At 52.9% G+C, this 22,621-nt stretch carries 19 protein-coding genes; 6 read left to right on the top strand and 13 right to left on the bottom strand.

From position 1 onward, the window contains the following. Positions 1-89: 89 nt before the first annotated feature. Positions 90-911 (bottom strand): 4-hydroxy-tetrahydrodipicolinate reductase, encoded by an 822-nt coding sequence (dapB, locus tag ACT3RR_RS13580; protein ID WP_496200507.1) that lies wholly within the window; start codon positions 909-911, stop codon positions 90-92. A 608-nt stretch (positions 912-1,519) separates the two neighbouring features. On the opposite strand from dapB, the gene ACT3RR_RS13575 reads away from it, so the two are divergent. Beyond that, positions 1,520-2,671 (top strand): porin, encoded by a 1,152-nt coding sequence (locus tag ACT3RR_RS13575; RefSeq protein ID WP_353500959.1) that lies wholly within the window; start codon positions 1,520-1,522, stop codon positions 2,669-2,671. Positions 2,672-2,811: 140 nt separating this feature from the next. Further along, on the top strand, positions 2,812-3,681 hold the full coding sequence (locus ACT3RR_RS13570; protein ID WP_353500958.1) for an SMP-30/gluconolactonase/LRE family protein: 870 nt from the start codon (positions 2,812-2,814) through the stop codon (positions 3,679-3,681). Positions 3,682-3,756: 75 nt separating this feature from the next. Here the strand turns inward: ACT3RR_RS13570 and ispH are convergent, their stop codons facing one another. The 5 genes from ispH to ribF all read right to left on the bottom strand — a co-directional run bounded on the left by ispH (position 3,757) and on the right by ribF (position 9,497). Beyond that, the gene (gene ispH / locus ACT3RR_RS13565; protein WP_154145902.1) at positions 3,757-4,710 is read right to left on the bottom strand and encodes a 4-hydroxy-3-methylbut-2-enyl diphosphate reductase; all 954 of its coding nucleotides are present in this window, start codon (positions 4,708-4,710) and stop codon (positions 3,757-3,759) included. After that, entirely contained in the window at positions 4,691-5,161 is a 471-nt protein-coding gene (gene fkpB / locus ACT3RR_RS13560) for an FKBP-type peptidyl-prolyl cis-trans isomerase (protein WP_034787062.1), read from the bottom strand. Before fkpB ends, ispH begins: the two co-directional genes overlap by 20 nt. Positions 5,162-5,164: 3 nt before the next feature. Further along, entirely contained in the window at positions 5,165-5,671 is a 507-nt protein-coding gene (lspA, locus tag ACT3RR_RS13555) for a signal peptidase II (protein WP_353500957.1), read from the bottom strand. Next, complete coding sequence (gene ileS / locus ACT3RR_RS13550) at positions 5,671-8,487, bottom strand: isoleucine--tRNA ligase (RefSeq protein ID WP_496200506.1); 2,817 nt, start codon at positions 8,485-8,487, stop codon at positions 5,671-5,673. The genes lspA and ileS overlap by 1 nt, the downstream gene beginning before the upstream one ends. Positions 8,488-8,558: 71 nt before the next feature. Continuing rightward, the gene (gene ribF, locus ACT3RR_RS13545) at positions 8,559-9,497 is read right to left on the bottom strand and encodes a bifunctional riboflavin kinase/FAD synthetase (protein ID WP_353500955.1); all 939 of its coding nucleotides are present in this window, start codon (positions 9,495-9,497) and stop codon (positions 8,559-8,561) included. A gap of 509 nt (positions 9,498-10,006) precedes the next feature. Between ribF and rpsT the strand changes: the two genes are divergently transcribed. Next, the gene (gene rpsT / locus ACT3RR_RS13540; protein ID WP_034787052.1) at positions 10,007-10,270 is read left to right on the top strand and encodes a 30S ribosomal protein S20; all 264 of its coding nucleotides are present in this window, start codon (positions 10,007-10,009) and stop codon (positions 10,268-10,270) included. 97 nt (positions 10,271-10,367) lie between these two features. Here rpsT and nhaR read toward each other — a convergent pair whose 3' ends face one another. The 4 genes from nhaR to dnaK all read right to left on the bottom strand — a co-directional run bounded on the left by nhaR (position 10,368) and on the right by dnaK (position 15,860). After that, positions 10,368-11,258: a transcriptional activator NhaR gene (nhaR, locus tag ACT3RR_RS13535; protein ID WP_353500954.1), complete on the bottom strand. Its 891-nt coding sequence runs from the start codon at positions 11,256-11,258 to the stop codon at positions 10,368-10,370. 47 nt (positions 11,259-11,305) lie between these two features. After that, the gene (gene nhaA, locus ACT3RR_RS13530) at positions 11,306-12,487 is read right to left on the bottom strand and encodes a Na+/H+ antiporter NhaA (RefSeq protein ID WP_353500953.1); all 1,182 of its coding nucleotides are present in this window, start codon (positions 12,485-12,487) and stop codon (positions 11,306-11,308) included. A gap of 225 nt (positions 12,488-12,712) precedes the next feature. Continuing rightward, positions 12,713-13,846 carry a molecular chaperone DnaJ gene (dnaJ, locus tag ACT3RR_RS13525; protein WP_485903075.1) on the bottom strand — a complete coding sequence of 378 codons (1,134 nt, stop codon included), beginning with the start codon at positions 13,844-13,846 and terminating at the stop codon, positions 12,713-12,715. A 112-nt stretch (positions 13,847-13,958) separates the two neighbouring features. Continuing rightward, positions 13,959-15,860: a molecular chaperone DnaK gene (gene dnaK, locus ACT3RR_RS13520; RefSeq protein WP_353500951.1), complete on the bottom strand. Its 1,902-nt coding sequence runs from the start codon at positions 15,858-15,860 to the stop codon at positions 13,959-13,961. Positions 15,861-16,178: 318 nt separating this feature from the next. On the opposite strand from dnaK, the gene satP reads away from it, so the two are divergent. Then, positions 16,179-16,751, top strand: a complete 573-nt coding sequence (gene satP, locus ACT3RR_RS13515; protein ID WP_496200505.1) for an acetate uptake transporter — start codon at positions 16,179-16,181, stop codon at positions 16,749-16,751. A 73-nt stretch (positions 16,752-16,824) separates the two neighbouring features. Here satP and ACT3RR_RS13510 read toward each other — a convergent pair whose 3' ends face one another. The 3 genes from ACT3RR_RS13510 to tal all read right to left on the bottom strand — a co-directional run bounded on the left by ACT3RR_RS13510 (position 16,825) and on the right by tal (position 19,958). Further along, positions 16,825-18,141, bottom strand: a complete 1,317-nt coding sequence (locus tag ACT3RR_RS13510) for an MFS transporter (RefSeq protein ID WP_485903073.1) — start codon at positions 18,139-18,141, stop codon at positions 16,825-16,827. A gap of 127 nt (positions 18,142-18,268) precedes the next feature. Continuing rightward, positions 18,269-18,856, bottom strand: coding sequence for a molybdopterin adenylyltransferase (mog, locus tag ACT3RR_RS13505; RefSeq protein ID WP_353500948.1), 588 nt, complete (start codon positions 18,854-18,856; stop codon positions 18,269-18,271). Between the two features lie 148 nt (positions 18,857-19,004). Next, positions 19,005-19,958, bottom strand: a complete 954-nt coding sequence (tal, locus tag ACT3RR_RS13500; RefSeq protein WP_396131592.1) for a transaldolase — start codon at positions 19,956-19,958, stop codon at positions 19,005-19,007. Positions 19,959-20,240: 282 nt separating this feature from the next. Between tal and ACT3RR_RS13495 the strand changes: the two genes are divergently transcribed. Together ACT3RR_RS13495 and yaaA are read left to right on the top strand one after the other, a co-directional pair. Further along, on the top strand, positions 20,241-21,686 hold the full coding sequence (locus tag ACT3RR_RS13495) for an alanine/glycine:cation symporter family protein (protein ID WP_496200504.1): 1,446 nt from the start codon (positions 20,241-20,243) through the stop codon (positions 21,684-21,686). Positions 21,687-21,823: 137 nt separating this feature from the next. Continuing rightward, positions 21,824-22,597: a peroxide stress protein YaaA gene (yaaA, locus tag ACT3RR_RS13490; protein WP_353500945.1), complete on the top strand. Its 774-nt coding sequence runs from the start codon at positions 21,824-21,826 to the stop codon at positions 22,595-22,597. Positions 22,598-22,621: the final 24 nt, after the last annotated feature.

Below are 22,621 nucleotides of genomic sequence, written 5' to 3'. Positions count from 1 at the left end.
TTTTTTATAAAAAAGAAAAGGGCAGTCAAGGAACCGCCCTATAATCAAAGAACTATGATTAAAACAACCACATCACAATGGTGTAAAACTTAAATATCATCTAATTTCAGCACATCACGCATATCGAATAAGCCAACTTTAACGCCTTCCAGCCACTTTCCTGCACGAACTGCGCCTTTTGCAAATGTCATTCGGCTAGACGCCTTATGGGTAATCTCAACGCGTTCGCCGATATCGGCAAAAATCGCCGTATGCTCACCCACGATGTCTCCTGCACGCACGGTCGCAAAACCGATGCTCTTAGGATCACGCTCGCCGGTATGGCCGACGCGGGAAAACACCCCGTGCTCCTTGAGATTGCGACCCAATGTGTCGGCAATCGCCTCCCCCATCGCTAACGCCGTGCCCGAAGGCGCGTCAACTTTATGGCGATGGTGAGCTTCAATAATTTCGATATCCGTGTAGTCGCCCATCACCTCGCCGGCTTTTTCCAACAGCTTGAGGACCAGATTGACACCCACACTAAAGTTCGCGGCGAAAACGACCGGAATAGACTCGGCTGCCTGCTGGATTGCCGCCTTACCGGCGTCATCAAAGCCGGTAGTGCCGATAACAATACCTTTGCGGTGTTTCACGCAGAAGTCGAGATAAGCCAGAGAAGCTTCTGGACGCGTGAAGTCGATCAAGACGTCGAAGTCGTTCACCACGTCATCGAGGCTATCGCTCACCTTGATATTCAAACGGCCGACGCCCGCCAGCTCGCCCGCGTCAGTTCCCACCAGCGAGGAGCCTTGGCGCTGAATGGCTGCGCCCAGCACTACGCCATCAGCTTCGCAAACCGCCTGAATAAGCTGGCGTCCCATTCTTCCACCCGCGCCCACAATGGCCATGCGCAGTTCAGCATTACTCATAATCTCTCTCTTTATAAATGTGTTCTGCTTTATAACAGCAGCAGGTTATCGGCCCCTCAGGAGAGGAGCCAGCAAAATTGCGGCATAATTAGAAAATTATGATATAGCCCAGCTGACATCAGTAAAACATATCAGCTCAAAAGTTATCCATTTGATGATTTTATGTTACTCATCAATGAAAAGCGTCAGGGCAAGCAAGGCGCGTTTCTGAAAATAGCCATTCCCCACTCGCGCATAATCATTCAATTTTATGCATAGGGTTGCACAGAGTTTGGCTGCGGCATACAGCACCGTTGGCGTATCCCCGATTTGTCTTTACGCAGCACAATCCCACTCGCTAATTGCTACATAAAGCAACAAACGCGCACTTTTAACGATCTAAAACATCAATTTTTCATTATATGTAACGAAATGATATTGATAAAACCAATAAATATGGTAATAAATAGCCCGCTAATTTTAACCCGCGAAACTTGATTTCGTTGCGTTAATAATTCGGCGCGTTTTCACCTTTGCCAGATAGTCACCGGTAAAGGGAATATAAAATAATAATGAGCCAACATCATTGATGATTCTCTTAAAATCATCGAGTTGGCGCAGGGGCAACGATGAAATTCAAACTAAACAGAGTCACACAGGTGGCTTCTGCCGGGCTACTCTTTGGCCTGACGTCTTTCGCTTCACAGGCTGAAATCACCCTTATTAAGCAAGATCCGCAGCCAAATGACCTGCTGAGTCGTCTCGACTTCAAGGTTGGCGGCAGTATTCGCCCACAGTGGAATATGGAAACAGGCAATAAAGATAAAGGCTCTTACAAAAACAACGGCTTTGACGGCGGCTCGCGTTTTCGCTTCACGGCGGATTACTACCTGTTTGATGATATCAGCTGGGTCAGCTACTACGAACTGGGTGTCAACTTCCCTGCCCTGTTCGACTGGGATAATCACTATGCCGACGGCGCGCGCAATACCTCTCGCCGCCAACTCTACACCGGCCTGAAAAGCAAAACATACGGACAGTTGACCTTCGGCCAGCAAAACAGCGTGTATTACGACGTGGTTGGCGTGAAAACTGACATCTGGGACTACGACATGCTCGCTCAGGCGCCGGGGAACGGCGTGAATGGCGACTACGACGGCTCTTATCGTTCGCGCAAGATGTTGAAATACAAGAACACCTTCGGCGATGCTGATGTCTACGCCTCTTACCTGTTCGCTGATACCGATCTGCTGACCGGCGATGGCCTGCGTTATAAACGTAAAGGCGGCGGCTCTATCGGCGTGGATTACCACATCACCAAAGAACTGACTTGGGGCACGGCGTACAACTACACCAACGCTGAGATGAAAAACCCGGGCGGCAACAGCTCCACCAACTATGACCAAAATATCATTGGTACCGCATTAAGCTGGAAACCGGGCAACTGGACGGCCTCTTTCGGCGGCGGTTATTACAACAACTTCCTGACTACTAAGCAGAAAGCGGATAATAACTACTTTGCTGGCGACGCCTACGGTCTGGAATACTTCCTGGGCTACGCCTTCCCAATCAACCAGTACGCGGTGAAAACCGTTCAGCCATACTTCATGGGTGACCGACTAACCTACGTCTCCGGCCGTGATTATCAGCGTATCGATAATGGCTTAGGCGTATCGGTTCAACTCGATTACGGCTTCCGCGTTGATTATGAACACGTATTTAGCTCCACCACCGACGACCGTGGCGACATGAACCTGGTTCGTCTGAGATACGATTTCTAACCCTCATTAACTCACCTCAGGGGCTGGCTTTACGTTTTATTAACGGGCCGGCCCCTTCTTTTTACGCCTTTTATTCTATCCTCCATCAGCAAAGCCAGACTAGACTATGTAAAGACACTGCCATGAAGGAGAGCTTTACGATGTCAGCATTTTTACGATCCGCCATCACTGCGATAGACGACTACCGTGCCGAGCTGGGAGAGACGCCGGTATGGTGTCAACGCACGCAGTCATTACTGTGGGTCGATATTCTCAACTTAAAACTGCTGCGCTACTGGCCGTCCCAGCACAAAACCGAGGTACGCAAGCTGCCCTCGTTAACCAGCGCCGTGCTGTTAACCAGCGCGCTGAATCGCTTTTTGCTGGTCTCGCAAGATGGCCTGCACCTGTATGACTATGCCTTCAGCAAGACAGAGAAAATCTGTGATTATGTCGGCAGAGAAGGCACCAGAACCAATGAAGCCGCTATCGCGCCAGACGGCTCCCTGTGGTTCAGCACTATGGATGTGAAGGAAGAGCAGACGCTGGGCGGGTGGTATCGCTATGAGAGCGGTGCGCCACATCCCGAGCTGATGATGGACAACGTGGGCATTCCCAACACGCTGGCGTGGCATGAAAGCAAAGTGTGGTTTGCCGACAGCATGAAGAAGCGTTTTTACTCTGCCAACGCCCGCCACATCAATCCGCTGAAAATCGCCTGCTTCTCGTCTGGGGATAAAACGCCGGATGGCTCGGCAGTCTCCTTGGACGGCCTGCTGCTCACTGCCTGCTGGGGCAGCAGCTGCCTGTTACGCCAGCAAATAAATCAGGGCGAGTTGCTGACCCTCGACACCATTGCCCTTCCCGTCGCTCAGCCAAGCTGCTGTACCTTTGGCGGGCCGGACATGAGCGAGCTGTTCATCACCTCGGCGCGCAAAGGCTTGGAGAACCCAAGCGAACTGGACGGCGCCCTGCTCCACGTGCAGACCGGCACCACGGGTACGCCGCAGAACCTGTTCCGTCTCAACTGATTATCATAAAAAAAGCGGCCAGTTTTCACTGACCGCTTTCTACTCTTGCTCGTCTTGCTCGATTAGCTGATGAACTTAGTCAACCTGACGCACATCAACCCGCAGCTCTTTCGGCACTTCGAAAACGATATTCTCTTCGCGCCCTTCCACGTTAATCACATCCGCGCAGCCAAAGGCTTTCAGCTTGCTGATCACGTCCTGCACCAGAATGTCTGGAGCAGAAGCACCGGCGGTGACGCCAATGCTCTTGGCGTCTTTCAGCCAAGACTCTTGGATATCAGCGGCGGAGTCGATCAGGTAAGAAGGCACGCCAACGCGCTGCGCCAGTTCGGCCAGACGATTAGAGTTTGACGAGTTCTTCGAGCCGACCACCAGCACCACGTCAGCCCCGTCGGCAAGATGGCGCACGGCCTCCTGACGGTTAGTGGTGGCGTAGCAAATGTCGTCTTTGCGTGGGCCAATGATTTTCGGGAAACGGTCGCGCAGGGCGTCGATCACTTCTGAAGTATCATCCACCGACAGCGTGGTTTGGGTCATGAAGCACAGGTTACTTTCATCTTTCACCTGCAGCTTATAGACGTCCGCTGGCGATTCGACCAAGTACATGCCGCCATTAGGGTTGCTGTACTGCCCCATGGTGCCTTCCACTTCTGGGTGACCGGCGTGACCAATCAAAATCGCCTCGGTGCCCTTACGGCTGGCACGTGCGACTTCCATATGGACCTTCGTCACTAATGGGCAAGTGGCGTCAAACAGCATGGTCAGCTCACGCGCCTTGGCTTCGGCACGCACGGCCTGAGAAACGCCGTGTGCTGAGAAAATCAGGATTGAGCCGTCCGGCACTTCGCTGATTTGCTCGATAAACACCGCGCCGCGCTGGCGCAGGCTGTCGACCACATAGCGGTTATGAACCACTTCATGACGCACATAAATCGGCGCGCCATACAGCTCAAGGGCGCGCTCGACGATGCTGATCGCACGATCTACGCCTGCGCAGAACCCGCGTGGGTTAGCCAGCAGTATTTGCATCTTTCTCCTCCAGTTGCGGATCAATCTCCAGCACTTCGATATCGAAATCGATATGCTGGCCCGCCAGTGGATGATTGAAATCAACGGTGATGGAATCTTCGGTCACGTCACGCACCACGCCAGGCATTTCGCTGCCGTCACGGGTAGTAAATAACATGATGGTGCCCACGTCAGGAATGCCCGTTTCTTGGAAATCTCGACGCGAGAAATATTGAACCAGATCAGGGCTTTTCGAGCCGAAAGCAGATTCAGGTGCCAGTGTAAAAGCGTGCTTATCGCCCACTTTCAACCCGAGCAGTTCATTCTCCAGCGCGTCGGACAGGCTGCCGTCTCCCAGTCGAAACAGGGCCGGTTTGCCATTACCACGGGTGGATTCCGCCGTTGAGCCATCTTCCAGCTTCAGGGTGAAATGCACCAGCACCGCGCTGTCGTGTTTTACCTGTTCAGACATGTTTTATCCTTTGCTCTTCGCGGCAGCATTGGGTTTGGCTAAGAAGCCTTCCAGCACCACCAGCACGGCACCCACACAGATAAAGCTGTCTGCCAGATTGAAGATCGGGTAATGCCAGTCGTTGACGTAGAAGTCGATAAAGTCGATGACAAAACCGTGCACCATGCGATCGAATAGGTTGCCCAGCGCGCCGCCGATAATCATCGCAAAAGCGATGTTATTCATGCGCTGAGTGGCGCTGCTGCGGTACATCAGCACCAGCAGAATAATCACGATAGCCAGAGCAATCAGGGCAAAGAACCAACGCTGCCAGCCGCCTTTATCCGCCAGGAAGCTAAACGCCGCCCCCGGATTATGGGCGTAAGTCAGGTTAAAGAACGGGATCAGCGGCATGGATTCGCCAAGCTGAAAATGCCCCATGACCAAGAACTTGCTGCCGAGATCAAGGATGACAACCAAAACCGCCAGCCAAAGCCAGCGGAGTCCGGTAGAACAAATAGGTTTACTCATTATGCAAACTTACGCTCTTCGCCGTCGCCGGCAATGTTAGTCACACAACGGCCACAGATTTCGCTGTGTTCCGCGTTCTGGCCGACGTCAGTGGTGTAGTGCCAGCAGCGTGGGCACTTGTCGCCTTCTGCTTTTTCCAGACCGATTTTCAGGCCCTTGAGCAACTCACTAGCTTGCGCGCTGTCATCAGCATCCGCCAATGACGCCACGCGAGCGCCGGACGTCAGTAACACAAAGCGTAGCTCGTTGCCCAGAGAACGCAGGTCAGCAGCCAGTTTATCGTCAGCGTACAGCGTGACCGCCGCTTCCAACGAACCACCCACACGCTTATCAGCACGCGCCTGCTCGATAACCTTGTTCACTTCGCCACGCACTTTCAGGAGTTCGTCCCAGAAGTCATCATTCATCGATTCGTCGCCAGCCAGGCCAAACAGGCCGTCGAACCACTCTTCGGTGAAGACGAACTTCTCGCGAGAACCTGGCAGGAAGGCCCAGATTTCGTCCGCTGTGAAGGACATGATTGGCGCCATCCAGCGCACCAGTGCTTCAGAGATGTAATATAGTGCGGTCTGGCAGCTGCGGCGAGCCACGCTGTCGCTTTTCGCGGTGTACTGACGGTCTTTAATGATGTCGAGATAGAACGAGCCCATTTCAACCGAGCAGAACTGCATCAGGCGCTGTACCACTTCGTGGAAGTCATAGCGCTCGTAAGCGGCAATGATCTCTTCTTGAGCGGCTTTGGCACGGCCGACGGCCCAGCGATCCAGCACCACCATCTCTTCCGGCTTCACGCAGTGCAGCGCAGGATCAAACCCATTCAGGTTAGCCAGCAAGAAGCGCGCGGTGTTACGGATACGACGATAAGAGTCGGCAGAGCGCTTAAGGATTTCGTCTGACACGGCGATTTCGCCGGTGTAGTCAGTTGACGCAACCCATAGACGCAGAATGTCGCCGCCCAGCTTGTTCATCACGTCCTGAGGACTGACGGTGTTGCCGATGGACTTGGACATTTTGCGGCCCTGACCATCAACGGTGAAGCCGTGAGTCAGAACTTGTTTGTAAGGCGCTTTGCCTTTCATGGCGGTTGAAATCATCAGAGATGACATGAACCAGCCACGGTGTTGGTCGGAGCCTTCCAGATACATGTCAGCTTCGTGGCCGTTGAACTCAGGGCGCACGGCAACCACCGAGGCGCTGGTTGAACCGGAGTCGAACCACACGTCCAGCGTGTCAGGCACTTTCACGTAGTCTGCGGCGTCAGCACCCAGAATGTCGGCAGGATCGAGATCCCACCAAGCCTGAATACCGTCAACTTCAACGCGTTTCGCCACTTCTTCCATCAGTTCCAGAGTGCGCGGGTGCAGCTGTTCAGTGTCTTTATGCACGAACAGAGACATCGGCACGCCCCAGGTACGCTGACGGGAGATACACCAGTCCGGACGGTTAGCGACCATGTTTTCGATACGCGCCTGACCCCAATCTGGGATCCACTGCACGCCTTTGATCTCTTCCAGAGATTTCGCGCGCAGACCTTTCTGGTCCATGCTGACGAACCACTGCGGCGTAGCGCGGAAGATAATTGGCGTTTTGTGACGCCAGCAGCACGGATAGCTATGATTCAGCTTCTCAACGTGCAGCAGTGCGCCTTTCTCGCGCAGCAGTTCAACGATCAGGTCGTTGGCTTTGAAGACGAATTTGCCATCCAGTGAAGGATAGGTGCCCGGCAGGTAGCAGCCGTTCGGGCCAACCGGGTTAGCCACTTCCAAACCGTATTTCTGGCCGATAACAAAGTCATCTGGGCCGTGGCCCGGCGCGGTATGAACAGCACCCGTACCGGCATCCAGCGTGACGTGGTCGCCAAGAATCGCTGGCACGTCGAAGTCGAGGAACGGATGCTTGAAGCGCAGCAGCTCGAGGTCAGCGCCTTTGCACTCACCCAGCACGGTCCACTCAGCGATACCCGCGCGCTTCATAACGCTTTCCACCAAGTCGGTTGCCAGAATCAGGCACTGGCCTTCAACCTGCACCAACTGGTAAGCAAACTCGGCATTCAATGAGATCGCGCGGTTAGCTGGCATGGTCCACGGCGTGGTGGTCCAGATAACCAGAGAAACCGGGCCATTGAAGGCGGTCGCGCCAAATTTTGCCGCCACGGCGGCTGGGTCGACGGCGTTAAAGGTCACGTCGATGGATGGCGACACTTTGTCGTAATACTCCACTTCGGCTTCAGCCAGAGAAGAGCCGCAGTCCGCACACCAGTGGACAGGCTTAGCGCCTTTGTGCAGATGGCCATTGCCGATAATTTTGCCCAAAGCGCGAATGATGTTGGCTTCGGTTTTGAAATCCATCGTCAGGTATGGGTGGTCCCAATCGCCCAGCACGCCAAGGCGGATGAAGTCTTTCTTCTGACCTTCAACCTGCTCAGCGGCGTATTTGCGACATGCCGCGCGGAATTCAGCAGCGGAGACTTTCTCACCCGGCTTGCCGATCAGCTGTTCTACTTTCAGCTCGATTGGCAGACCGTGGCAGTCCCAGCCCGGCACATAAGGGGAGTCGAAACCGGCCATGCCCTTGGACTTAACAATAATGTCTTTGAGAATTTTGTTAACTGAGTGACCAATATGAATGCTGCCGTTCGCATACGGAGGGCCGTCATGCAAAATAAAGGACTTTTTGCCCTTTTTGGCTGCGCGAATAATCCCGTACAGATCCTGTTCATACCAGTTTTTCAGCATGTCAGGTTCTCGCTTGGCCAAATCGCCACGCATCGGGAACCCTGTTTCCGGCAAGTTCAGGGTGTTCTTATAGTCACTCATTAGATTCTCGGTTCCGTTTTTCTGCTGGATGTCAGGCCCATGGCGGCTGCCAGTAAACCTGTCATAAATAATTAGCGTGGTGCTGTCAGCCCAAAGAACTCCCGGGCGGTCACCTCATCGTTCGCAATTTGTTGCTTTAAGGCATCAAGCGACGAAAAACGCTGTTCATTGCGCAATTTTGCGCGTAGCACCACGTCTATGTGGCGCCCATATAAATTGATATTGGTATCGAGCAGGTGCACTTCAAGCTGCTTGCGCACGCCGCCAACCGTCGGGCGAATACCAATGTTGGCAATGCCAGGAATAGGCTCATCGCCCAGACCCAGCACGTCCACGGCATACACGCCGCGCACCGGAGACACCAGACGCTTCAACGGCACGTTGGCCGTCGGGAAGCCGATGGTGCGGCCTAGTTTGTCGCCATGAACCACGCGCCCGGATATGCTGAACGGGTGGCCGAGCAGCGTTTCAGCTAATGCTAAATCGTCATCACGCAGCGCGTCACGAATCGCCGTACTGCTAATGCGACTGCCGCCTTCGCGGAAAGTCTGGGTGCTTATGACTTCAAAACCATATTCAGCGCCGGCTTTCTGTAGCAATTCGAAATCGCCCAGACGACCAGCACCAAAGCGAAAATCATCGCCCACGGTCAGGAATTTGACGCCTAGTTTCTCCACCAATAGCTGGGAGATAAATGCCTGAGCAATGTTAGCCGCAAAACGCGGTTCAAAGCGCACACATAGCAAGTAATCAACGCCGCATTCGGCAAGATACTTGGCCTTATCTCGCAAACTGGTCAGTCGAGCAGGCGCTTTATCGCCCGCAAACAGCTCAAGAGGTTGCGGTTCAAAAATCATCACCATTACCGGAACGCCAAGCTTCTGCCCTTCCAGCTTTAGTTGTTCAATCAGTGCTTGATGGCCGCGATGCACGCCATCAAAATTACCAATAGTAAGGACGCAGCCATGATGGCGCGCCCGAATATTGTGTATCCCGCGAATTAGCTCCATAGCTGGCTCAAATCCATAGCTGACTCATAACGGTGGAAATCGGCGGATTATACCTTGTACAGCCTCCAAGGTTAACCAGCGATTCACTGGATCAGCGCAATCTCTTCGCCATACGGCAGATCTGACGGCGCAATTACGGCATCACCGAGGAAAATCTTACTTTCTCTCCTTCAGAGTGCGAGTTGCAGGTGCGATAGCCGTAGCTCGAATTATTTTGGCTATATATGTACGGAAAGCGTGACTTTTCGTAGAAACAAAGCGTTAATGCCCCCCGTTGGCTAAATAACCACTCTCCTGTCGAATTTTCTTGCGAAAGACTGTATTCCAAGGTGGGAAGCTGTTAAAATCCTGCGCCATCACAACGTAACAAGCGCCGATTGTAGTTTGAATCCGATTTGAATATAGAAACGGCGCTTATTTGCACAAATCCATTGACAAAAGAAGACCGAAAAGGCATATTCCTCGGCCTTCGAATTGTCCTCAATAGAAAAATATTTGGGAGTTGGACCTTGGCTAATATCAAATCAGCTAAGAAACGCGCCGTACAGTCAGAGAAACGTCGTAAGCATAACGCGAGCCGTCGTTCTATGGTGCGTACCTTTATCAAGAAGGTATACGCGGCTATTGCAGCAGGCGACAAAGCTGCTGCACAAAATGCATTTAACGAAATGCAACCAATTGTGGACCGTCAGTCTTGCAAAGGCCTGATCCACAAAAACAAAGCAGCGCGTCATAAGTCAAACTTGACTGCGCAAATCAACGCAATGCAATAATCGCATTTCGTTGTCTGCTTGATAAAAAAACCGGCTTCTGCCGGTTTTTTTATATCTGTTTTTTGAGCTTCCCGGCTCATTACTTCGCAAATCCCCCTCAGCCAGTGAACAGCCCTGAGAAGTCGGTGTTACACACCCGCTGTACCGAAGGGTGCTGAATCATCCGCTCGGCGAAAATCACGTAGTACTCTTCCTGTAAGCCCTCTACCCGCCCTACCTCGACAATATCATCCCCGTGAAACACCTCGGTCAGATACACCGACGGCGCGACAAAGATCGCATTGTGATTCTGGGCAAAAGCCTTCATCAGCGCGGCATCATCAAACTCGCCCAAGATTTTCACCTTCAGCCCCTGAGTGTTAAACCAATTGAGCAGCTTGCGGCCAAGCATTGAGCGCCTTCCGGGGATCAGCAATGGGCGCTTCTCAAGGCACTCGGGGAAAGCCTCACTTTCTGCCGGCTGGCGGCAATAAAAGCTGATAGGGCTTTCCCCCAGCTTGACTGAAAACAGCCCTTCCTGCTGGGTGGAGTCCACCGGACAATCCGACAGAATGATGTCGAGCTTGTGCTGGCTAAGCTGCTCCAGCAGCATCTCGTGAGTCGATTCGAAGCAGCGCAGATGGATATCTTGGTTATCCACCACGGCGGCATCCAGCACCCGGCTGACCAATCTTTTCGACAACGCATCGGCCACGCCGACATCAAACAGCAGGCTGGACTCTTTGCGATAGTTGACGATATCCAGCATCTCCTGGCTCATGGCAAACATCTTGTCGGCGTAGCGAAAGACCAGCTGCCCCAGCTCAGAAGGCACCAGTCCACGCCCCTGACGCTTAAACAGCTTGCCGCCAAGACGCTCTTCCAATGACTTAATCTGACCGGTGATGGTTTGCGGCGTCAGAAACAATGCCTCTGCCGCCCCCACCATCGATCCGGTTTTGCAAACCTGCCAAAAGTAGTACAGGTGGTTGAAATTGATATGCGACATACCTGCTCCTTCTGGCTATTCGAGGTTCACACAAGGTGAGCATTGGCCTACGCGCCGTGGCGATGGCCTCTCTTCGGCAATAACTTATTCAGTAACAGATAACCTAAAACTGCCGAAACGGTGGAGCCGAGCAAAATACCGATTTTCGAGTAAGTCAGTAGCTCTGGATCGGCTTTGGCAAAGGCCAGCGAGGCGATGAAAATCGACATCGTAAAACCAATACCGCAGAGCACGGATACCCCGGCAATCTGTTTGAAATTAATCCCTTCCGGCAAGCGCGCAATGCCAAGTTTTACCGCTATGCCGCTGAAAATCATGATGCCGATTGGCTTGCCAAGTAACAAACCGGCCGCGATACCCATCGGCAACAGAGAGAAGACACTCTCCGTCGACACGCCCTGCAGCGAGACACCGGCATTAGCAAAGGCAAATATCGGCAGGATAAACCAGGCCACGTAAGGGTGAATGCCATGCTCTAAACGGCGAGCCGGAGAGACTTTCTGTCTTGTCTCTAGCGGAATGAAGAAACCGAGGATCACGCCCGCCAGAGTGGCATGGATACCCGATTTCAGCACGCAGACCCACAGCACCGCACCCACCAGCAGATACGGCGTGAGTTTGCCGACGCCGCGCCAGTTCAGCCATGCCAGTACGGCAATGGACAACGCCGCCAGCCCTAACGCCATGCCCGAGATATCGTGGCTGTAGAACAGCGCGATAATCACGATAGCGCCAAGGTCATCAATAATAGCGAGCGCCAGCAAGAACACCTTTAGCCCGGTCGGCACGCGCGAACCCAGCAGCGCCATTACGCCGAGTGCGAAAGCGATATCAGTCGCCGCCGGAATAGCCCAGCCTTGGCGCGCGACCTCATCCGCTCCGTTAAACATCAGGTAAATCACCGCCGGGGCGACCATACCGCCCACTGCCGCAATGGCCGGGAACAGCGCCTGCTCGCGATTTGCCAGATTGCCTTCGCGCAGTTCGCGCTTAACCTCAAGGCCAATCATCAGAAAGAACACCGCCATCAAGCCGTCGTTTATCCACAGCAGCAGCGGTTTATCAATTAATAGGTCAGCAAAGCGCAGCGTGACGGGAATGTCGAGAAAGGCTTGGTAAAGCCCCTGCATTGGCGTGTTGGCCATAACCAGTGCAATGATTGCGGCCACAATCAATACAATGCCGCCCGCGGCTTCCATACGTAAAAACTGACGAATAATATTCGACACTTTCAGACTCCTGTTAAATGCGTTAACGCAGCCATTTCCTGCGCAGTTGCGGCAAATTATAGCCAATAGCAAAGCTCGGAAAAAATCGATTATTGCTGCTTCATAGCTCGGTTTAACCGAATTATACGCCAAGACGCCCTATAGCTCCGCCATAAAAAAATCCCCGCCGCCTGAACAGGCTGACGGGGATTGAAAGCATTAACTAACGTCTTGAGTCTGAAGGGATTAACGCGTCAGATCATCAAAGAACTTTTTCACGCCATCTAAGAAGCTTTTAGAACGCGGGCTGTTTTTCTCGCCCGATGCGCCACCGAAGCTCTCTTCCAGATCGCGCAGCAACTGCTTCTGTTTATCGTTGAGGCTAACCGGAGTCTCAACGACGACGCGGCACAGCAGGTCGCCCTGAGCCCCACCGCGAACGGATTTCACACCGCGACCGCGCATGCGGAACAGCTTGCCAGTCTGAGTCTCTGCTGGCACTTTCAGCTTCACGCGGCCATCGAGGGTTGGCACTTCAATCTCGCCGCCCAGAGCCGCCATCGCGAAGTTGATTGGCACTTCGCAGTACAGGTTATTGCCTTCGCGCTCAAAGATTTTGTGCGCTTTGACTTGAACCTGAACGTACAGGTCGCCCGCCGGAGCACCGTGCTCGCCCGCTTCGCCTTCACCTTCCAGACGAATACGGTCGCCAGTGTCCACACCCGCAGGGATTTTCACTGACAGGGTTTTCGAGCGTTCTACGCGACCATGGCCGTGACACTTGTTGCACGGATCTTTAATGATTTGGCCGCGGCCCTGGCAGGTAGGACAAGCCTGCTGCACAGTAAAGAAGCCCTGACGCATCTGCACTTGACCGGCACCGTGACAGGTCGGACAGGTTACCGGAGAGCTTCCGGCTTTCGCGCCGCTGCCGTGGCAAACGTCACACTCGGCCAGTGTCGGAATGCGGATCTCTTTGGTGACACCACGAACGGCCTCTTCCAAAGTCAGATCCATGTTGTAACGCAGATCTGAACCTCGGCTGGCACGCTGACGGCGTCCACCACCGAAGATGTCGCCAAAGACGTCACCAAAGATGTCGCTAAAGTCTGCACCGCCGCCACCGTAGCCGCCGCCACCGCCCATTCCGCCTTGTTCGAAGGCAGCATGACCATATTGGTCGTAAGCAGCACGTTTCTGTGCGTCAGTCAGAATTTCGTAAGCTTCTTTGATTTCTTTAAATTTGGTTTCGGATTCTTTATCACCCTGATTTCTATCAGGATGGTGCTTCATCGCTAGCCGCTTATAGGCTTTTTTGATTTCGCGCTCGTCGGCCGTTTTGGAAACGCCCAACAGCTCGTAATAATCTTGCTTCGCCATGCTTTTTCCTGCCCTCAACATGCGTGCACGGGCGCAGAGTTTCCTCGACGCCCGTGCTGGTTTTCAATAAAAGGTCTTATTAAGAACTCTTACTGTGCCCGCTTAAGGGCGATTATTTCTTGTCTTTAACTTCTTCGAATTCAGCGTCAACAACGTCGTCATCTTTCTTCGCGCTGTCGTCGCCGCCTTCGGCCTGGCCTTGTGGCTGTGCCATTTCTGCTAACTTGCCAGAAACCTGCACCAGCGCCTGCAGCTTAGCTTCGATATCCGCTTTATCTTCGCCTTTAGCAGAAACTTCCAGTGCTTTCAGGGCTTCTTCAATTGCGGTTTTATCTTCAGCTGGCAGCTTGTCGCCAGACTCTTCCAGTTGCTTACGCGTACCGTGGATCAGGTGATCCGCTTGGTTACGGGTCTGGACCAGTTCTTCAAACTTACGGTCAGACTCGGCGTTAGCTTCGGCATCGTTCACCATTTTCTGGATTTCTTCTTCGCTCAGACCAGAAGAAGCCTTGATGGTGATTTTCTGCTCGCGACCGGTATTTTTGTCTTTAGCAGAAACGTGCAAGATACCATCAGCATCCAGGTCGAAGGTGACTTCGATCTGCGCCATACCGCGTGGTGCAGCTTGGATGCCGTCCAGGTTGAACTGACCCAGAGACTTGTTATCGCTAGAACGTTTACGCTCACCCTGCACCACGTGGATGGTTACTGCAGACTGGTTGTCTTCCGCAGTAGAGAACACCTGGCTGTGCTTAGTTGGGATGGTGGTGTTCTTGGTGATCAGTGGAGTCATCACGCCGCCCATGGTTTCGATACCCAGAGACAGTGGAGTCACGTCCAGCAACAGAACGTCTTTAACATCACCAGACAACACGCCGCCCTGAACTGCAGCACCGATAGCTACCGCTTCGTCCGGGTTAACGTCTTTACGTGGTTCTTTACCGAAGAAGTCTGCGACTTTCTTCTGAACCATTGGCATACGGGTCTGACCGCCTACCAAGATAACGTCTTGAATGTCAGAAACTGACAGGCCAGCGTCTTTCAGAGCAACTTTCAGTGGCTCGATAGAACGACCTACCAAGTCTTCAACCAGTGATTCTAGTTTTGCACGGGTCACTTTGATGTTCATGTGTTTTGGACCTGTCGCATCAGCAGTGATGTACGGCAGGTTAACGTCCGTCTGTTGTGCAGAAGAAAGTTCGATTTTCGCTTTCTCAGCCGCTTCTTTCAGACGTTGCATAGCCAGCGGATCGTTACGCAGGTCCATGCCTTGCTCTTTCTTGAACTCTTCAACCAGATAGTTGATCAGACGGCTATCGAAGTCTTCACCACCCAGGTGGGTATCACCGTTGGTTGCCAGAACTTCGAAGGTTTTCTCGCCATCAACTTCATCGATTTCGATGATTGAAATATCGAAAGTACCACCACCCAAGTCGTATACCGCGATGGTGCGGTTGCCGACTTCACGATCCAGACCGTATGCCAGAGCAGCAGCGGTTGGTTCGTTGATGATACGTTTTACTTCCAGACCTGCGATACGGCCGGCGTCTTTGGTTGCCTGACGCTGAGCATCGTTGAAGTAAGCAGGTACAGTGATAACCGCTTCAGTTACTGGTTCGCCCAGATAATCTTCAGCCGTTTTCTTCATTTTCTTCAACACTTCTGCAGAAATCTGCGGAGGTGCGATTTTTTGGCCTTTAACGTCGATCCATGCGTCGCCGTTATCTGCGCCAACGATCTGGTAAGGCATGATGCCTTTGTCACGCTGTACTTCTTCGTCCTGGAAGCGACGGCCAATCAGGCGCTTAATCGCAAACAGGGTGTTTTGCGGGTTAGTGACAGCCTGACGCTTAGCTGGTGAGCCCACCAGAGTTTCGCCATCTGCTGCATAAGCGATGATGGAAGGAGTGGTGCGATCACCCTCTGCGTTCTCCAGCACACGTGCAGTTGTGCCATCCATAATAGCCACACAAGAGTTGGTGGTACCCAGGTCGATCCCAATAATTTTACCCATCTAAAACGTCTCCACTAAAAATTCATATTCGGTCAGGTTGTTACTGTATATGTGGACGAATTGTTTAATTTCAACTGCCCAATATTGCCTTTTACTGGCGGTAACAACTGCGGTTGAGAATAAGATGGGGCCATGCGAGCCAGCATCAAGGGGTTCAATGAAAAAAAATCTTCAACTGCGGTTACGCCAGATCAATGTTTGCTCGCTGACACCTCCTTATGATGCCGCGCGCTGGTGACGATATGTGGCCTTTTTGCCCCTTTCACAAGTGAATCTAGCCCGGTTATTTATTCGCGACATTTATAGTCCAGAGGAATTATGCAAAGCAAAATGATGGCCAACCCCTGCCCCTTGGGTCTGATGGGTTTTGGCATGACAACTATCTTGTTGAATTTACACAATGCCGGTTTCTTCCCCCTGACTGCCGTCATCGTCAGCATGGGGATTTTCTATGGTGGCCTGATTCAGATATTTGCGGGCATCATGGAGTTTAAAAAGGGCAATACCTTTGGCACCACGGCCTTCACCTCTTATGGCGCATTCTGGCTGAGCTTGGTCGGCATTCTGATGCTGCCGCGCATGGGCGTGGCAGATGCCAGTAGCGAAAGCTTCTTAGGGGTTTATCTTGGTCTGTGGGGCGTCTTCACCCTTTTCATGTTTTTCGGCACCTTGAAAGCAAACCGCGGATTACAGGTGGTTTTCGGCAGCCTGACTGTACTGTTCGCTTTGCTGGCCGTGGGCAATATCACCGGTAACGCGGAAGTGCTGCATATCGCCGGATTCGAAGGGATCTTCTGCGGCGCGAGCGCCATTTATTTGGCGATGGCCGAAGTGCTGAACGAGCAGTATGGCCGAACCGTGCTGCCGATTGGCGAGATGCAAAAAGCCTAATAGGGCTTGCTCCAAAAGATAAAAGCCCCGGCATCTTCGTCGGGGCTTTTTGCTTTCACGCTACCTGCTTCGATTAACGGCCTGAGGCCGCCTGCCGAGTAAACTCACTCTTCTCATCGCTATTCAAATCACGCGTCAGGTAGAAACCAATCAGCACCCCAACCACCGCCATGGCGAGAATATAATAGGCCGGTGCCATCGGCGTAACGTGCGTAATAAAGGAGATGAAGATTGGCGTCAGCCCGCCAAAAATGGCGTAAGAGACGTTATAAGAGAAAGAGATGCCGGTGAAACGCACCTCCGCCGGGAAGGCGCGAACCATGACATAAGGCACCGTCCCCACCAGCCCGACGCTAAAGCCCGCCAGCGCATACATCACCATCAGTTTTGATGGGTCAGTGGCAACCACGTGGTAGAAGGCCCAAGTACAAACGCCCAAGAACAGGCTGCCGAAGATAAACATCCTGCTGGCGCCGATGCGGTCGATAATCCAGCCCGCCACGATACAGCCGAAGGTCAGAGCAATGGTCGCCATGCTGTTAGCCTGCAAAGCCTGAGCCGCCGGGATAGCAAACTGCTTTTGCAAATAGGTTGGCGTCATCAGAATAACCACCACCAGACAGGCCGACAGCAGCCAGGTCAAGAGCATTGAAATCACAATTTCTTTTTTGTGATTGACCACCACTGACTTCAGAGGCAGCACTTCCGCCAAGGCTTTCTTGGCTTTCATCTCAAGGAAAATCGGCGTCTCTTGTAACCAGCGGCGCAGATACATGGCAACCAGGCCGAAAATCCCGCCGATGAAGAAAGGAATGCGCCAGCCGTAGTCACGCACGGCCTCTGCTGACAGCGTGCTGTGCAGCACGGTCGCCACCAGCGAGCCGAGCAAGATGCCGACGGTCAGGCCCGCCGTCAGCGTACCGCAGGCAAAACCGATGTGCCTGCGCGGCACGTGTTCGGCCACAAACACCCAGGCTCCCGGCACTTCCCCGCCCACCGCCGCGCCTTGCAACAGGCGCATCAACAGCAGTAACAGAGGTGCGGCAATACCAATGGAGGAATAGGTTGGCAGCAGGCCCATCGCCAGCGTCGGTAGCGCCATCAAGAGAATACTGAAGCTAAACATTCGCTTACGGCCAATCAGATCGCCAAAGTGCGCCATGATGACGCCACCCAGCGGGCGCGCCAGATAGCCAGCGGCGAAGATGCCGAAGGTTTGCACCTGCCGAACCCAATCAGGCATATCCGCCGGAAAGAACAGATCGCCGATGACCGCAGCAAAGAAAACAAAAATGATGAAGTCGTAGAACTCGAGGGCGCCGCCTAGTGCAGCAAGGGACAGTGTCTTGAAATCTTGCCGGTTAAGCCGACGATTATTAGCCTGTTGCATAAGATACCGTATAGCACAAAGTGGAAGGTGTAAAAAACGAGCCGCTACCTGTAAAGGAATGATTACTATAACGGCAAACGTTTTGCGCACCAGATGGGCTGAATCTTATGTCAGAAAAAGTCTAACTTTAGTTTTTTGTATCGCGGCGGGCACTTTTGGGACGAAAAGCTGCTACCACGTCCTCGTGCGTTTCAATATACGGGCCGTCGAGCAGTTGAATGCAGTAAGGCACGCTGGCAAAAATGCCGGAAACAATCACCTTACCCGACTCATCTTTCAGGCCTTCCAGCGTTTCCTGAATCGATTTTGGCTGGCCCGGCAGGTTCAAAATCAGCGCCTGTTTGCGGATAACCCCAACCTGACGAGAAAGGATAGCTGTGGGCACAAAGTGCAGGCTGATTTGACGCATCTGCTCGCCAAAGCCTGGCATTTCGCGGTCGGCAACGGCCAGCGTGGCATCCGGCGTGACGTCGCGACGTGCGGGGCCTGTACCGCCGGTGGTCAGCACCAAATGGCAGCCACTTTCATCCACCAATTCGCTAATCGCTTGCTCAATCAGCGGCTGCTCGTCGGGGATCAATCTCTTCTCCACCTTGAAGGGCGTGATCAGCGCCTTTTCCAGCCAGGCTTCTAATGCCGGAATGCCTTTATCCTGATAAATGCCGTTTGAAGCGCGGTCCGAAACCGACACCAAACCAATTCGTAAGTTATCCATGCTTTTCTTCTCCCCAAGCATTTGTTCGGCAACCCAGCCGTTAGTGGGATAAAGGATAAGTATATCGGTAAGTCGGGGCGAGATTTTTTTCTTCAGACATTAAAAAAGGCGACTCAATGAGTCGCCTTTCTGATACCGAGTGCCGTGATTACAGCAGGTCAGCGATCATTTTTTCCAGTTTACCCTGGTCGATAGCAAACTTACGGATACCATCCGCCAGTTTGTCGATAGCCATTGGGTCTTGGCTGTGATCCCAGTAGAACTGAGCTTCAGTCAATGGCTCTGGACGTGCTTTGGTTTCGCCAGTGTAGGACAGTTTACGCTCCAACGGACCTTCGCTTTCTGCCAGTTCTTTCAACAGAGCAGGTGCGATAGTCAGACGGTCACAACCAGCCAACTCGATGATTTCGCCGATGTTACGGAAGCTTGCGCCCATAACCACAGTCTCGTAGCCGTGCTGTTTGTAGTATTCGTAGATTTCGGTCACAGAGACAACGCCTGGATCTTCGTGCGGCGCGAACTCTTTTTTGTCGCCGTTAGCTTTGTACCAGTCGAGGATACGGCCAACGAACGGAGAAATCAGATAAACGCCAGCTTCGGCACAAGCACGAGCCTGAGCGAAGGAGAACAGCAGAGTCAGGTTACAGTTGATGCCTTCTTTTTCCAGACGCTCTGCGGCACGGATACCCTGCCAGGTTGAAGCCAGTTTGATCAGGATACGGTCGTTGCTGATGCCAGCATCGTTATAAAGTTTGATCAGACGGTGGGCTTTAGCCACGCTCGCTTCAGTGTCATAGGACAGACGCGCGTCGACTTCGGTAGAAATGCGGCCCGGGACCAGTTTCAGGATCTCCAGACCGATATTTACCGCCAGTTTGTCAGCCGCGTCAGTAACCTGCTGGTCACGATCGCTGCTTTGATCTTTAGCCCATGCAATGGCTTCGTCGATCAATTTACGGTATTCAGGAATTTGTGCAGCGTTGAGGATCAGAGACGGGTTGGTCGTAGCATCTTGCGGCTGGTACAGTTTCATTGCCGCAATATCCCCGGTGTCTGCAACAACTTTAGTGAGTTGGCGTAGGGAAGTCAGTTTATCGGTCATTTGGCATATCTCATCGTTTGTACATTTTCGTTGAGGCATTTTCATGCCTTGCCTTTGCCTGATGATAACATGCAAAAAGCCACGCGCAAGGCAGATATGGCGGTGCGATAGGCATAACGAAAATGGGTTTATCGTCTGCAGAATCTTAATTTTTCAGTCAAAATGACAGTGTCCCCATGGGGGCAAAAAGGCTATGTTAACCAGCACTCTATACAAAATGGCTAAAATACAACCACCCATGCAGGGGTCAACTATCAATACCTTGATTAACAAAGGCGCCCAATGAGCGAAATGCTGAATTTTTTCGACAACATTCTTTGGGGCTCAATCCTTATTTACCTGCTGCTGGGGACGGGCATTTACTTTAGCCTGCGCACGCGTTTTATTCAGTTCCGCCTGTTTGGCCATATTTTCTCCTCACATCTGCATAAAAACGGCGCCAACCCGCGCGGTATTTCAACCTTTCAGGCCCTGTGTATCAGCCTTGCTGCCCGTATTGGTACAGGCAACGTGGCGGGCGTGGCCTTGGCTATTGCCGCAGGCGGGCCGGGAGCCATCTTCTGGATGTGGGTCGTTGCCTTCATTAGCATGGTGACCGCACTGTTCGAAAACACCTTGGCCCAGCTGTTTAAAGGGCGTGATTTAAAAGGTCATTATCGCGGCGGTCCGGCGGATTACATGGAGAAAGGCCTCGGCATGCGCTGGATGGGCGTGCTGTTTTCCATCATGCTGGTACTCTCTTTTGGTTTAATTTTCAATGCGCTACAGGCCAATGCGATTGCTCAGGTGGCCGCCCTCGCCTTTGACAGTAATCCTCATTACGTCGCCGCAGGTCTGGTGTTACTGACCGCCGTCACCCTGTTTGGCGGCCTAAAACGCTTCTCTAAACTGTCGCAATGGATGGTGCCTGTCATGGCGGTGGGTTATCTGCTGATGGCTACCTGGGTGATTGGGCACAATGTTGAACGCCTGCCGCAAGTCTTTGTTCTGATAGTTAAAAGCGCCTTTGGATTGCAGGAAGTCGCCGCGGGCGCGGTCGGTTTTGCTATTACACAGGCGCTGACCCAAGGGGTGCAGCGCGGTCTGTTCTCCAACGAGGCGGGCATGGGCTCTTCCCCCAACGCCGCTGCCCTTGCCGCCCCCGAGCCCGCTCATCCGGCGGCGGTGGGCTTCTCGCAAATGCTCGGCGTATTTATCGATACCATCGTGATTTGCAGCGCCACGGCGTTGATTATCCTCAGTTCAGGCCTGTTAGATGCCCCTGACCAGCAGCTCAAGGGCATCGCGCTGATTCAGCAGGCCGTCTCGACCGCGACCGGCAATGAGCTGGGCCATTATCTGGTGGCGACCTTTGTGTTTATTTTCGCCTTCTCCTCTATCTCCGCCAACTATGTTTATGCCGAGAACAATTTGGTATTCCTGCGCAGTGGCGAGAAAGCCAAACTCTACGTTTTCCGCCTGCTAGTTCTGGGCATGGTGGCTTTCGGCTGCCTGGCAAAACTGCCAACAGTGTGGAAAATGGCCGATATCAGCATGGCACTCATGACTATCATCAACCTCACCGCGCTGATGCTGCTTTCGGGCATTGCGCTGAAAGTCATCAAGGACTACGAGCGCCAGCGCCGCATGGGGCGAACGCCGGTGTTCAACCCCGACCACTTCCCGGAATTCCGCGAACAGCTCACTCCCGACGTGTGGCAGAAAACCCCACCTCAGGCGAAACATTAAGTTTTTCCTATTGCAGCAATTTCCGTTCTGCCCGGCCTTTGCGCCATTTTTATGGCCGGCTCAGGGCAGATTTTTGCTAAAATAGAGACGAAACCAAGATCTCACGATGAACCGATAGCCGACCAACGGATGCGACTATGCTGACCATTATTTCTCCTGCTAAAACGCTCGACTACGAAAGCCCGCTCGCCACAAAACGCTTTACCCAACCTGAATTACTGGATAAGTCGAGCCAGCTAATCAGCATTGCCCGCAAACTGACGCCAGCCCAGATCTCCAGCCTGATGGGCATCAGCGACAAGCTGGCGCTGCTCAATGCCGAACGCTTTAACGATTGGCAGCCGGATTTCAGCCCGGACAACGCGCGTCAGGCAATCTTGGCGTTTAAAGGTGATGTGTATACCGGCTTGCAGGCGGAAGATTTCAGCGAGAAAGATTTCGAGTTCGCCCAAGACCATCTGCGCATGCTCTCTGGTCTGTACGGCCTGCTGCGCCCGCTGGACTTAATGATGCCTTATCGTCTGGAGATGGGGATCCGCCTGGAGAACCCGCAGGGGTCGAATCTGTATACTTTCTGGGGCGATTTATTGACGGAGAAGCTCAATAAATTATTGGCTGAACAAGGCGATAAAGTCTTGATTAACCTGGCATCTGATGAGTATTTCAAAGCCGTGAAACCGGCTAAGCTTGACGGTGAAATCATCAAGCCGGTGTTCCTCGACCAGAAAAAGGGGAATTACAAGGTCATTAGCTTCTACGCTAAAAAGGCCCGTGGCCTGATGAGTCGTTTCATCATCAAAGAGCGTCTGAGCAAGGTCAGTCAACTGCGAGATTTCAATCTGGAAGGCTATGAGTATGACCCAGCCCGCTCAGAAGGTAATGAGCTGGTGTTCACCCGCCCAGAGCAGTAAGCCGTGCTTCAAACCATAAAAAAA

The sequence above is a fragment of the Ewingella sp. AOP8-B2-18 genome, from assembly GCF_052376015.1.
Taxonomy (GTDB): domain Bacteria; phylum Pseudomonadota; class Gammaproteobacteria; order Enterobacterales; family Enterobacteriaceae; genus Ewingella; species Ewingella allii.
The sequence above is the reverse complement of the archived record's forward strand: the minus strand, read 5'-3'. Positions and strand labels throughout refer to the sequence as shown.